The organism is Chryseobacterium luquanense (genome assembly GCF_026460945.1).
Taxonomy (GTDB): domain Bacteria; phylum Bacteroidota; class Bacteroidia; order Flavobacteriales; family Weeksellaceae; genus Chryseobacterium; species Chryseobacterium luquanense.
Genome location: NZ_JAOVZV010000001.1, coordinates 197,412 through 209,525 on the forward strand (window position 1 = coordinate 197,412; position 12,114 = coordinate 209,525).

Annotated in this window: 14 protein-coding genes; all 14 read left to right on the forward strand. The window is 36.4% G+C overall.

Translation table 11 applies throughout. The features are described from left to right. Positions 1–427: 427 nt before the first annotated feature. The 14 genes from OEA66_RS00970 (at position 428) to OEA66_RS01035 (ending at position 11,794) form a co-directional block, all read left to right on the forward strand. Positions 428–1,195 (forward strand): ParA family protein, encoded by a 768-nt coding sequence (locus OEA66_RS00970; RefSeq protein WP_267279592.1) that lies wholly within the window; start codon positions 428–430, stop codon positions 1,193–1,195. 2 nt (positions 1,196–1,197) lie between these two features. After that, positions 1,198–1,635, forward strand: coding sequence for a DUF3408 domain-containing protein (locus OEA66_RS00975; protein ID WP_267279593.1), 438 nt, complete (start codon positions 1,198–1,200; stop codon positions 1,633–1,635). Positions 1,636–1,637: 2 nt separating this feature from the next. Continuing rightward, positions 1,638–2,267: a conjugal transfer protein TraD gene (locus tag OEA66_RS00980; RefSeq protein WP_267279594.1), complete on the forward strand. Its 630-nt coding sequence runs from the start codon at positions 1,638–1,640 to the stop codon at positions 2,265–2,267. 575 nt (positions 2,268–2,842) lie between these two features. Further along, positions 2,843–3,148 carry a DUF4134 domain-containing protein gene (locus OEA66_RS00985; protein WP_267279595.1) on the forward strand — a complete coding sequence of 102 codons (306 nt, stop codon included), beginning with the start codon at positions 2,843–2,845 and terminating at the stop codon, positions 3,146–3,148. 9 nt (positions 3,149–3,157) lie between these two features. Then, positions 3,158–3,490 (forward strand): DUF4133 domain-containing protein, encoded by a 333-nt coding sequence (locus tag OEA66_RS00990; protein ID WP_267279596.1) that lies wholly within the window; start codon positions 3,158–3,160, stop codon positions 3,488–3,490. Further along, the gene (locus tag OEA66_RS00995) at positions 3,487–5,994 is read left to right on the forward strand and encodes a TraG family conjugative transposon ATPase (RefSeq protein ID WP_267279597.1); all 2,508 of its coding nucleotides are present in this window, start codon (positions 3,487–3,489) and stop codon (positions 5,992–5,994) included. Before OEA66_RS00990 ends, OEA66_RS00995 begins: the two co-directional genes overlap by 4 nt. A 35-nt stretch (positions 5,995–6,029) precedes the next feature. Continuing rightward, entirely contained in the window at positions 6,030–6,647 is a 618-nt protein-coding gene (locus tag OEA66_RS01000; RefSeq protein ID WP_267280066.1) for a DUF4141 domain-containing protein, read from the forward strand. Position 6,648: 1 nt separating this feature from the next. Beyond that, positions 6,649–7,641 (forward strand): conjugative transposon protein TraJ, encoded by a 993-nt coding sequence (gene traJ / locus OEA66_RS01005; RefSeq protein WP_267279598.1) that lies wholly within the window; start codon positions 6,649–6,651, stop codon positions 7,639–7,641. 13 nt (positions 7,642–7,654) lie between these two features. Next, a complete protein-coding gene (gene traK / locus OEA66_RS01010; protein ID WP_267279599.1) occupies positions 7,655–8,278 on the forward strand; it encodes a conjugative transposon protein TraK in 624 nt (207 codons plus the stop codon). A gap of 10 nt (positions 8,279–8,288) precedes the next feature. Beyond that, positions 8,289–8,531, forward strand: coding sequence for a hypothetical protein (locus tag OEA66_RS01015; RefSeq protein WP_267279600.1), 243 nt, complete (start codon positions 8,289–8,291; stop codon positions 8,529–8,531). Continuing rightward, positions 8,524–9,855 (forward strand): conjugative transposon protein TraM, encoded by a 1,332-nt coding sequence (gene traM, locus OEA66_RS01020; RefSeq protein WP_267279601.1) that lies wholly within the window; start codon positions 8,524–8,526, stop codon positions 9,853–9,855. Before OEA66_RS01015 ends, traM begins: the two co-directional genes overlap by 8 nt. Positions 9,856–9,876: 21 nt before the next feature. Then, positions 9,877–10,776, forward strand: coding sequence for a conjugative transposon protein TraN (gene traN, locus OEA66_RS01025; protein ID WP_267279602.1), 900 nt, complete (start codon positions 9,877–9,879; stop codon positions 10,774–10,776). A gap of 1 nt (position 10,777) precedes the next feature. Beyond that, on the forward strand, positions 10,778–11,338 hold the full coding sequence (locus OEA66_RS01030) for a conjugal transfer protein TraO (protein ID WP_267279603.1): 561 nt from the start codon (positions 10,778–10,780) through the stop codon (positions 11,336–11,338). 9 nt (positions 11,339–11,347) lie between these two features. Continuing rightward, a complete protein-coding gene (locus tag OEA66_RS01035; protein WP_267279604.1) occupies positions 11,348–11,794 on the forward strand; it encodes a DUF3872 domain-containing protein in 447 nt (148 codons plus the stop codon). The last annotated feature ends 320 nt before the right edge of the window (positions 11,795–12,114 follow it).

Genomic DNA, 12,114 nt, shown 5'->3' on the forward strand with positions numbered 1-12,114 from the left:
TATAAAAAATTAGCCACTGACGGTCTTACCAAATCCAACCTTTCACAGTCAAAGACAACCACTTTAATTGAGGCGAAAGAAATTCATGAGTTCTTTGCTAAAAAATTCTGTACAGCAGTCTGGCAATCATGACAGTTGTACAGAAAGATTTTCGGATTGCAAACATTCTGGCAATCAATAAAGCAGGGATGCTGAAATTATAGAAAGACAGCCAGAACTCAATCACGCTGTCCAGAATATTAGCGAACTAAGAAACCAGCAATCCTGCTGTCAAGAAATATTGATTGCAAGGTAAACTGAAGCTCAGAAAGCATCATAGCTTTCTTAACTGACTGACAGTTAAAGTGAGTATTGGACTGAATGCATGAAAACTGGAAATCAAGCTGAAAAATGAAATTAATAATTTTTAAATCTTAATTTTTAAAATATGGACACTAAAAAACAACCTTTATTTATTGCTTTTTCATCACAAAAAGGAGGTGTAGGAAAAAGTACCTTTACGACTCTTTTAGCGAGCATCTTACATTATCGACTTGGCTATACTATTGCGGTATTCGATGCAGACTTTCCACAACACAGTTTAATGAAAATGAAAACCCGTGATCTCGCTATGGTTATGGAAAATCTGCATTTAAAAAAACTGGCTTACAAGCAATTTACAACCATCAACAAAAAAGCTTATCCTATACTGCAATATAAGGCAGATCATATTTTAGAAACTGCACACGAATTTTCAGAAACATCATCTACTCCTGTTGATATCATCTTTTTTGATCTTCCAGGAACCGTTAATACTCCGGGAATCCTAAAAGCTTTGGCAGGAATGCATCATATATTTACCCCCATTACGGCAGACCGATTAGTTATGGAAAGTACATTAGTTTTTACTCAACTTATACAGGATGTTATTATGAAAAAAGGAGAAACATCCCTTAAAAGTATCCATTTATTCTGGAATCAGGTCGATGGTAGAGAGAGTACGCCTTTGTATAACATTTACAATGACTTGATACACCAACTGGGTTTAAATTTAATGGATAGTCAGATTAAAAATTCTACCCGTTTCAGGAAAGAAAGTGAAGAAAATTCAAAAACAGTTTTCCGTTCCACTTTGCTACCTGCGGATGAAAATTTACTGAAAGCCTGCAGGCTTGACCTTTTCCTCATTGAGTTTTTAAAAATCATTCAAATCTAGTTATGGAAAAAAACATCAAGAAAAATATTATCCCAGATATCAACGAAGAACTGATGATGAACATGATGGTCGATGGTGTAAAAAAAGAAGGTTTGGAGATTCCTGAAACTTCTATTTCTGGGATTCAAAACTCAGAAATTAATGAAAAGACTGTACTTGAAAAAAAAGCTGTCCAACATCAAAAAAAGAGTTCAAAGCTGAAAAATATGGAGAGTTATGGTACACAATTTCTTGTTAGCCATTCGATGAAAAAACGAGGAGACAAAACCATCTATATCCGAAAAGAATATCATGAAAGATTATCCCGAATCATTCAGGTTATAGCAAAGGATGAAATTCCTCTTTATGCTTATCTGGATAATATTCTTGAACATCATTTTGAACTATTTGAGGAAGCTATCACTTCGGACTTCAATGAACATTTTAAACCCCTTTTTTAATTATGGAAATTTTAATACTAATCTGTCTTTTGATTATCATTGTATTGATGATGAAAGAAAAAATTGTCTTTCAAAAAAGATCAGAAAAAGAAATTACATCTGAAAATACCAAACCATCTTCAAGTATTATGGGACTGTCTCAATCTGTAAAAAGCCAGACCTTGCCAAACAGCGACGGAGAGTCTCATATTGAAAAACAAACGCATAGAACTTCTAATTTTGAAGAAGAAATCAGCGATAAAACAGTTGATATTCAAATTCCGCAGGAAGAATTAGATGACGTTTTCAGAAGTACTCCAAATTTTGAGGAAGAGGAAGAAGAATGGAGTCAATATCAAATTTTCGATAATGATAACGGTTTAGCCACAGGGGTAACCTTTGAAGACTTAAATACCGTGGAGGTATTTCTGAAAGATCAAAAATCAGAATTATCTCAAAAGGAAACAGCGGCAGATATTATTCAAAAAATACATGGAACCGAATTATTCAATTTATTAGAAAATTCTATTGAAGGGGCATCAATCAAAATAGCAGAGCTAATAGAAAGGAACCTTTCTTTTGAAAACAATTCTAATTCTTCTTTTTACCAAAACAAAAATTTTGACGGATTTGACATTACTCATTTTACTTAACATTAATTTTTAATCAATTTTTAACACTATATAACTATAATTATATTTTTTTTAGAATTTTTAGGCATTCTTATTGCTTCAAAAAGAAACGATTCTCATGTTTAATTTGAGTTTTCATGGTTATTAGTTTTTACCTGGTTTCGGCCAGGTTTTTTTTATGTCAATATTGATAATATTTTGTTAGATATTGGACTCATATTATACGTTGACTGTAATCTATTAGAAGTGTTTTGACAACGAATAAATAAGAGTAAAATTGTCAGAATGATTCATTCTATTTTTTCAACTATTTCCTTTCAAATTCAAAAATCAAACTTAACTGATAAGTGTTGATTAGCTATTTTTTTCAGCCTCAAACTACCTCCACAAGAAATTCTTTACTCTGTAGATAGTATTTTATAAAAACATTAAGTAATTCACTGTTCCACGCAACGAGAAGAAAAAACTTCCCAACCTATTAAAGCCAAGTAAACTCTTCTAAAGCCATATCCTAATTCCTCATAAGCTTACCAATCACCTTTGTCTCCAAAGCCCACATACTGTGGGTAATGCTAACAATTTAAACTGTTTACATTATGGAAAAACAAAGAAAAAAGCTTCTGATTTCAGCACTTGCTTTACTCATGAGCATCCCTATTTCAGCTCAGGGAAATGGAACTGCCGGAATCAATGAAGCCACTCAAATGGTCACCTCCTATTTCGAGCCTGCTACGCAACTCATTTATGCCATTGGAGCCGTCGTCGGACTTATTGGAGGGGTTAAGGTTTACAATAAGTTCAGCAGTGGAGATCCTGACACCAGCAAGACCGCTGCCAGCTGGTTCGGAGCCTGTATCTTTTTAATTGTTGCAGCCACCATTCTCCGTTCATTCTTCCTTTAAAATTAAGTTATGAATACCTATAACATCAATAAAGGAATCGGAAGAACCGTAGAGTTCAAAGGATTAAAAGCACAGTACCTCTTCATTTTCGCAGGCGGTCTGTTAGGACTTTTGATTGTGGTCATGATCATGTACATGGCAGGAGTCAGAACCTATTTCTGTTTGGGATCAGGAGGTATAAGCGCCAGCTTACTGATCTGGCAGACTTTCTCACTCAACAGAAAATATGGAGAACACGGATTGATGAAACTGGGTGCAAGCCAAAAGCATCCTAGGTACATCATCAGCAGAAAGTCAATCTTCAGATATCTAAAATCCAACTCCAAAAAAGCTGCAGCATGAGAAATCAATCGAAAGCAGCTACGTTGGAAAGTAAATTTCCACTGCTGGCAGTAGAAGAAAACTGCATTATCTCAAAAGATGCTGATGTTACGGTTTGTTTTAAAGTGAGACTTCCTGAATTATTTACCGTTGCTTCCTCTGAATATGAAGCCATTCATTCTGCTTGGTTTAAAGCCATCAAGACCTTGCCTGATTTCACGGTCGTTCACAAACAGGATTGGTTTATCAAAGAAAATTACAATCCCGATTTGTCAAAAGACGATCAAAGCTTTTTATCGAAATCTTTTGAAAGACATTTCAACGAGAGACCATTTCTGAACCATTACTGCTATCTGTTTATTACTAAAACAAGTAAAGAGAGAATGAGAATGCAAAGCAATTTCTCATCGCTCTGCAAAGGAAAGCTTATTCCAAAGGAAATCAAGGATAAGGAGCTGATGAGCAGATTTATGGAAACAGTCGATCAGTTTGAAAGAATCATGAATGACAGCGGTTATGTTCATTTGGAACAGATGACGGAGAATGAGATTACCGGAACAGAAAAACAATCGGGATTACTTGAGCAATATCTGACATTATCCCGAGACGTTAACCCTTCCCTTCAGGATTTAAATTTAGGAGCAGAAGAAATGAGAGTCGGCAATAATCGTATCAGTCTGCATACGCTTTCTGATACGGACGATTTACCGGGAACCGTGTCTTCTCACAGCCGTTATGAAAAACTAAGCACCGACAGAAGCGACTGTTTACTGTCATTTGCATCCCCGGTGGGACTTCTCCTCAATTGTAATCACATTTATAATCAGTATCTGTTTATCGACAACAGCGCAGAAAACCTGGCAAAATTTGAAAAGTCTGCAAGGAATATGCACTCGCTGGCACGATACAGCAGAGCCAATCAGATCAATAAAGAATGGATTGAAAAATACCTGAATGAAGCCCATTCGTTCGGACTGCAATCCATCCGTGCTCATTTCAATGTGATGTCATGGTCTGATAATCCTGCGGAATTAAAGCAATTAAAAAATGATACAGGAAGTGCGTTGTCCCTTATGGAATGTAAGCCCTGCCATAACACAACAGATACAGCAACTTTATATTGGGCAGGTATTCCCGGCAATGCAGCAGATTTTCCTGCTGAAGAAAGTTTCTATACGTTCATAGAACCCGCATTATGTTTTTTTACGCAGGAAACCAATTACCAGAATTCACCTTCTCCATTTGGAATCAAGATGGCGGATCGCTTAACAGGAAAACCTATTCATTTGGACATCTCCGATCTTCCAATGAGACAGGGTATAATTACCAATCGGAACAAGTTTATTCTCGGACCTTCTGGAAGCGGAAAATCATTCTTTACCAACCATATGGTGAGGCAGTATTATGAACAGGGAGCTCATGTCCTCTTGGTTGATACCGGAAATTCATATCAAGGCCTCTGCGAATTAATTAAAGGAAAAACCAAAGGCGAAGACGGCGTGTATTTTACCTATACGGAAGACAATCCAATTGCCTTCAATCCCTTTTACACCGATGATGGCATTTTTGATATCGAAAAAAGAGAAAGTATCAAAACCTTAATCCTCACCCTATGGAAAAGAGATGATGAACCGCCCACAAGATCAGAGGAAGTTGCTCTGTCCAACGCAGTAAGCGGATACATTGAAAAAATTAAAAATAATAATGACTATCCTTCATTTAACGGTTTTTACGAATTTGTAAAAGAAGATTATCGATCTGTCCTTGAAAAAAAGAAAGTCAGAGAAAAGGATTTTGACATTGCGAACTTTCTTAATGTTTTAGAACCCTATTACAAAGGAGGCGAATATGATTATCTGCTCAATTCAGATAAACAACTTGATCTTTTATCCAAGAGGTTTATCGTATTTGAGATCGATGCCATTAAAGATCATAAAATCCTGTTTCCTATTGTGACCATCATTATCATGGAGGTCTTTATCAACAAAATGCGAAGACTAAAAGGAATAAGGAAACTGATCCTCATCGAAGAAGCCTGGAAAGCGATTGCCAAAGAGGGCATGGCGGAATACATCAAATATCTGTTCAAGACCGTCAGAAAATTCTTCGGCGAAGCAATTGTGGTCACGCAAGAAGTAGATGATATTATCCAGTCTCCGATTGTCAAGGAAAGTATCATCAACAATTCCGACTGTAAGATTTTACTGGATCAGCGAAAGTATATGAACAAGTTTGATGACATTCAGGCGATGCTGGGTTTAACAGATAAAGAAAAAGCTCAGGTACTTTCCATCAATATGAACAATGATCCGAGAAGACTTTACAAAGAAGTCTGGATTGGATTGGGAGGAACGCATTCAGCAGTCTACGCTACGGAAGTTTCCACGGAAGAATATCTTGCCTACACTACCGAAGAAACAGAAAAAATGGAAGTTATGAACCTGGCCTCCGAACTTGATGGCAATGTCGAGCATGCGATCAAGAGGATTTCGCTAAAGCGGATCAAATCGACAAAAGAAAATTAATCAACTAAAATTTTACAACAATGAAAAATTTAATCATGACCACGATGATGGTTACAGCGGTGGCGTTGACCTCCACAGCAAAAGCACAGTTTGTAGTGACAGACCCAGCCAATCTGGCTTCAGGAATTTTGAATTCAGCCAATGAAATTGTCCAGACATCAAATACGGTTTCCAATGTGGTGAAAAACTTCAATGAAGTCAAGAAAGTTTACGAACAGGGTAAGGAATATTATGATAAACTTAAAGCTGTGAACAATCTTGTCAAGGATGCAAGAAAAGTTCAGCAGACTGTATTACTGGTTGGCGATGTTTCCGAAATTTATGTGAACAATTTCGAGAAAATGTTGAATGACCCCAACTTTAATGCTCAAGAACTGACGGCTATTGCGAACGGCTATTCAACATTACTGAATGAAAGTACAGAGCTTTTAAAAGAGCTTAAACAGATTGTCAATACCAGCAGTCTTTCATTAAATGATAAAGAAAGGATGGATATTATTGATAAAGTATATAAGGCTGTAAAAGACTATCACAATCTGGTGCGCTACTACACGAACAAGAATATTTCTGTCAGTTACCTGAGAGCCAAGAAGCAGAACAACACCCAAAGGGTGCTTAATCTTTACGGAACGTTGAATCAAAAATACTGGTAAAATGGAGCCTACAAACTTACACGAAGTTTTAAGAGCAGTCTATGATGAGATGATGCCGATGTGTGCAGATATGGCAGCAGTCGCAAAGGGTGTTGCAGGATTGGGAGCACTTTTTTATGTAGCCATTAAAGTTTGGCAGTCATTAAGCCGTGCTGAACCCATTGATCTATTTCCTATGTTGAGACCATTTGCTATCGGAATCTGCATTATGTTTTTTTCAACATTGGTTTTAGGAAGTATAAACGGGGTTTTAAGCCCAGTTGTTCAAGGCAGTCATTCCATGTTGGAGGATCAGGTTTTAGATATGAATGAACTTCAGCAGAAAAAGGATTTATTGGAAAGAGAAGCCATGCTCAGAAATCCTGAAATGGCCTATCTGATCTCAGATGATGAGTTTGATAAAAAACTGGAAGAACTGGGATGGTCTCCATCGGATCTGGTGACGATGTCAGGACTGTATATGGAAAGGCAGATGTTTGAAGTTAAAAAACAAATCAGAGACGGTTTTAGAGAATTTCTGGAAATTCTCTTTCAGTCTGCCGCATTGGTCATAGATACCATCAGAACCTTCTTTCTAATTGTTCTGTCGATACTCGGTCCGATTGCCTTTGCCATATCGGTTTGGGATGGGTTTCAAAGTACGTTGACGCAATGGCTGACCCGATACATCAGTGTGTATTTATGGTTACCTGTGGCTGATATTTTCAGTGCTATCCTAGCTAAAATACAAACGTTAATCTTAGAAAAGGATATAGAGATGCTCGCTGACCCTAATTTTATTCCGGATACCTCCAACACTGTTTACATCATCTACATGATTATCGGAATAATTGGTTATTTCACCGTTCCAACCGTAACAGGCTGGGTTATTCAGGCGGGAGGTGCCGGAAACTTTATGCGCAATGTCAATCAGACCGCATCGAAGTCCGGCAACATTGCAGGAGCAGCTGCCGGTTCAGCAACAGGAAATATTTCAGGAAGGTTATTAAAATAATTAAAACAGAAAAATGGAATTTAAAATCTTAAAAAATATCGAAACCAGTTTCAGGCAGATCAGATTATTCACTTTTATTTTTGCCCTGTTATGTTTCGGAGTTGTAGGGATTGTTGTATACAAATCATACGAGTTTGCTGAAGAACAGCGTCAGAAAATTTATGTTTTAGATAACGGCAAATCATTGATGGTTGCCTTATCTCAGGACATGTATCTTAACAGACCCGTTGAAGCAAGAGAGCATGTCAGACGTTTTCATGAACTCTTCTTCACGATTGCACCGGATAAAAATGCGATTGAAAGTAATGTAAAAAGAGCATTCAATTTAGCAGACCAATCTGCTTTTAATTATTACAAAGACCTTTCAGAAAAAGGATATTACAACAGAATTATTTCAGGGAATATCCAACAGAGAATTGAGATAGACAGTGTTACTGCCAACTTTGACAGCTATCCGTACCAAGTTCAGACCTTCTCAAAGCAGTTTATCTACAGATCCAGCAATCTGACCAAGAGAAGTTTAATAACCAGCTGTATACTTGTCAACTCTGTAAGGTCTGACAACAATCCCCAGGGATTTACGATGGAAAAATTCAATGTTATCGAAAATAAAGATATCGAAACTGTTGACCGCTAAAATGTACATTATGAAAAAATTTAGAATAGCAGTTGACCGATATATCGATTCGATCGAAAACCATTGGAAATCTTTAAGTAGCAGCAGACAGAGAACATTGACAAAGTTTTTTTTAGGAATTTATGTACTGTTGACGGTTTTAATGATCACCTACATTTGGTACGAAACATCTAACGGAAATAACATCCTTTCTATTAGTCATATTCAGGGAATTCCTCAAAGTATAATTAATAAAGTCCATCAGAATGAATAACGAGAACAGAACCCAGATTAGACTTACAGAGGGCAATTCCGATAGAATGGCTAACGAGGAACAGTCATTGAGCAATCTTCAAAGATTTGAAAAATTCAAGAAACCACTTATCTATTTTTTAATGGCTGTTGTGTGTGTGGGTTGTCTCTATCTCATTTTTAAACCCAAAGAGAAGAATCTTCTCATTGAAGATGTCGGTTTTAATTCAGCAGTTCCACAAGCAGCTGATGACAAACTGCAGTCTGATAAGCAGAAAGCATATGAACAGCAACTGCTGGAACAGAAAAATGAAGAAAAGAGAAACAACTTGACTACATTATCTGATTACTGGAATGATGGTCAGGCAACCAATTTTTCACCAGGTCAATCCGCTCAATTGAACCCGACCGAACAGTCGGGAATGCTGACACAAGGCGACCAAAATGCTATGAACAGTTACCGTAATGCGCAACAGACTTTGGGAAACTTTTACAGTAGAGATGATGAGGAAGTCAGCAATTTGAAAAAAGAAATTTCAAGATTGAAAAATGAATCTCTTCAGAATAATTCTACACCGAAAGGTAGCGGAATTGATGAGCAGTTGGAACTGATGGAAAAATCTTACCAGTTGGCAGCAAAATATCTTCCTTCATCCTCTCATCAAAATGGGAATTTTGTAGAGACAAAACCATCCGATACCTCTGTAAAATCTGAGCCAACACAACCAAAGGTTAAGATTAATTCAGTAAAGCATCTCAACAAAAATGTAATATCTGCTTTGTACCGTGAGCCTGTTGACAGTGCATTTCTAGCGAGCTTGAACAGAAACAATTTCATAGGTATCCAAGGTAATCAGGACAACAATCAAATAACCCGGAACAGCATACGGGCAGTAATCCATCAAGCCCAGATAGTCACTGCTGAAAGTTTCATTTCACTACGACTTTCTGAACCAATTATGTTAGGTAAAATATTAGTACCAGCAGGAACTGTACTGAGGGCTTCTTGCAAATTTCAGAGCGGGAGATTACAGATGAAAATATCGAGTATCAAATATCGAGGCTCAATACAACCTGTCGAAATTTCTATTCATGATAATGATGGTCAATTGGGTTTATACATTCCCTATACTCCGGAACAAAATACTGTGAATGATATAGTTGCCAATATGAGCCAGTCATCCGGAACAAACATCATGATGACTCAATCTGCAGGTCAGCAAATAGCTTCTGATCTGACACGTGGAGTTGTTCAGGGAGTTTCGGGATATTTTCAAAGAAAGGTCAGAATGCCTAAAGTCACTGTAAAAGCCGGTCATCAAATTTTGTTGGTGGCTAAAAATTAACCAATAATAAATTAAAATTCAATGAAAAATATTTTAAATAAATGGATGACTCTGCTGTTATTTATCATCATCAACCATTCAGTCAATGCACAGGATAAAGATGGTTTGATGTCACTGAATCAGGGAAGACTTGAAAGCTACAAAATGGAAGTTACCTATAACAAAACAACACATCTATTATTTCCTTCACCTATTAAATATGTTGATTTAGGAAGTGAAAACCTGATTGCCAACAAGGCTGATGATGTTGCGAATGTTTTAAGGATAAAAGCATCAACAAGAGATTTTGATGAAGAAACCAATTTTTCGGTGGTCACTGAAGATGGGAAGTTTTACAGCTTCGATGTTTTTTACAGCTCTTATCCAGATACTTTAAACTATGATCTGCTAAAACTACAGCGTAATAATGAAAAGGAATATGCTGCAGATGTGATTTTTGATGAGATGGATGGAAGCTCATCTTTGCTGACAGAAATGATGATGCAAACCTTGTACAAAAATCCGAAAAGAACCATCAAGCACATCGGAAACAGAAGCTTTGGAATTCAGTTTTTGCTTCGAGGTTTGTATGTTCATGAAGGTAAATACTATTTTATCATACACCTAAAAAACTCCAGAAACATTCCCTATCCCGTCGATTTCATCAATTTTAAAATTGTTGATGAGAAGAAAATAAAAAGAACAGTTGTACAGGATAGGATATTGTCTCCGCTTCGGAATTATTCTACAATCTTTAAGGTGGAAGAACATGATGAAGCATTTGATATTTTCCTGCTGGATCAGTTTACGTTGATGGAGGGTCAAATCTTAGAAATAGAAATTTTAGAAAAAAACGGCGGTCGGCATTTAAAAATGCAGGTTACCAACAACGATCTGATTGGCGCATCTGTTTTTAAAGATATTAACCTAAAACTGAAATAGTATGAAAAGGCTACACCTTTATATCATAGGCTTATTTCTGATGAGCATAACAACAACAGCTCAGCGGTTAATTCCTAGACAGAAAGCAATTGAATTGAATGCCGGATTTCTTTTAAATGATTCTAAAAGCGAGAACTATTTTATCAATATAACAGTTACAAATCAGTCAGGGAAAGGAAATTACAGTTTTTTCAGTTTTGAATACCTGAATGAGAAGCAGAAGTACAAAAAGGTCACAATACCCATTGAAACTTTTCTTGCCGAAGCAGGTTACAGCTTTAATCTGATATCAGATCGGAAAAAGTACGTATTATTTAATTTCTCGTTATCTGCAACAGCAGGTTTTGAGAGTATTAATAAAGGAAATGATCTGCTTTTTGACGGAGCTATGATTTTGACTAAATCCAATTTTGTATATGGAACTGGTGGGAAAGTTTCCGCAGAGATTTATATTTCAGACCGAATTGTTTTGATCCCTCATGTAAAAGCAAAAGCCCTGTGGAATTCCTCCCGTGAACTGATCAGACCTTCGGCATGTCTGGGAATAAGAATTAATTTATAAAATTTACCCATGAAAAATATTAAAATCATCATAAAAAAAGGGCTTGCCTTACTACTGATTATTCCGGTCATGATACTTTTTGAATTGAGTCTATCATCCTGCTCGACAAATGATTTGGAAATACAGCAAAATTTCCCATTTGAACTGCATATTATGCCAATTCCAAAAGATATTGCTAATGGAGAAACTGTTGAAATCAGATTGAAAATTATTCCAAAAGGTAATTACACAGAAACTAAATATTATATCCGGTATTTTCAGTTTGATGGCAATGGAACACTGCGCTATAATAATGAGCCGCCCTACAAACTCAATGATTCATATGAACTTAGCGAAAAAGAATTTAGATTGTATTATACATCAACCTCAACTGTTTCGCAGAGTTTTGATGTCTGGATCAGTGATAGTTTTGGCAATGAAAAAGAAATTGAGTTTCAATTCAACAATAAAGATTAAATCTCCACGGCTTATCAATATGATAAGCCGTTTTTTTATGGATAATTAAACCCTAAGCAAAAAAATAAAAATTAGTAACAATAACTTATTGAGAACGTAGAATCAGGCTGGCCATCAATGGGTTATTTCCTTTCTTGAGCGGAAAGACGTTTCCGACCGCCGGAAGGAATTGTCTCTTCGCCCGAAAAAATAAATAGCGGTTTAAAACTGTCGTTTATTACATTTAATTTTCTCCAAATGTCCATCATCTGCAAAAGAAATATAATGTGGTAGATGTCAGTATACAGGATCCAGCAATTGTATATTTAAGAATTTTGACT

What these genes read in the sequence shown, in the direction of transcription:
- OEA66_RS00970 (WP_267279592.1), top strand. Translation starts at nt 428, where the DNA reads ATGGACACTAAAAAACAACCTTTATTTATTGCTTTTTCATCACAAAAA.
- OEA66_RS00975 (WP_267279593.1), top strand. Translation starts at nt 1,198, where the DNA reads ATGGAAAAAAACATCAAGAAAAATATTATCCCAGATATCAACGAAGAA.
- OEA66_RS00980 (WP_267279594.1), top strand. Translation starts at nt 1,638, where the DNA reads ATGGAAATTTTAATACTAATCTGTCTTTTGATTATCATTGTATTGATG.
- OEA66_RS00985 (WP_267279595.1), top strand. Translation starts at nt 2,843, where the DNA reads ATGGAAAAACAAAGAAAAAAGCTTCTGATTTCAGCACTTGCTTTACTC.
- OEA66_RS00990 (WP_267279596.1), top strand. Translation starts at nt 3,158, where the DNA reads ATGAATACCTATAACATCAATAAAGGAATCGGAAGAACCGTAGAGTTC.
- OEA66_RS00995 (WP_267279597.1), top strand. Translation starts at nt 3,487, where the DNA reads ATGAGAAATCAATCGAAAGCAGCTACGTTGGAAAGTAAATTTCCACTG.
- OEA66_RS01000 (WP_267280066.1), top strand. Translation starts at nt 6,030, where the DNA reads ATGACCACGATGATGGTTACAGCGGTGGCGTTGACCTCCACAGCAAAA.
- traJ (WP_267279598.1), top strand. Translation starts at nt 6,649, where the DNA reads ATGGAGCCTACAAACTTACACGAAGTTTTAAGAGCAGTCTATGATGAG.
- traK (WP_267279599.1), top strand. Translation starts at nt 7,655, where the DNA reads ATGGAATTTAAAATCTTAAAAAATATCGAAACCAGTTTCAGGCAGATC.
- OEA66_RS01015 (WP_267279600.1), top strand. Translation starts at nt 8,289, where the DNA reads ATGAAAAAATTTAGAATAGCAGTTGACCGATATATCGATTCGATCGAA.
- traM (WP_267279601.1), top strand. Translation starts at nt 8,524, where the DNA reads ATGAATAACGAGAACAGAACCCAGATTAGACTTACAGAGGGCAATTCC.
- traN (WP_267279602.1), top strand. Translation starts at nt 9,877, where the DNA reads ATGAAAAATATTTTAAATAAATGGATGACTCTGCTGTTATTTATCATC.
- OEA66_RS01030 (WP_267279603.1), top strand. Translation starts at nt 10,778, where the DNA reads ATGAAAAGGCTACACCTTTATATCATAGGCTTATTTCTGATGAGCATA.
- OEA66_RS01035 (WP_267279604.1), top strand. Translation starts at nt 11,348, where the DNA reads ATGAAAAATATTAAAATCATCATAAAAAAAGGGCTTGCCTTACTACTG.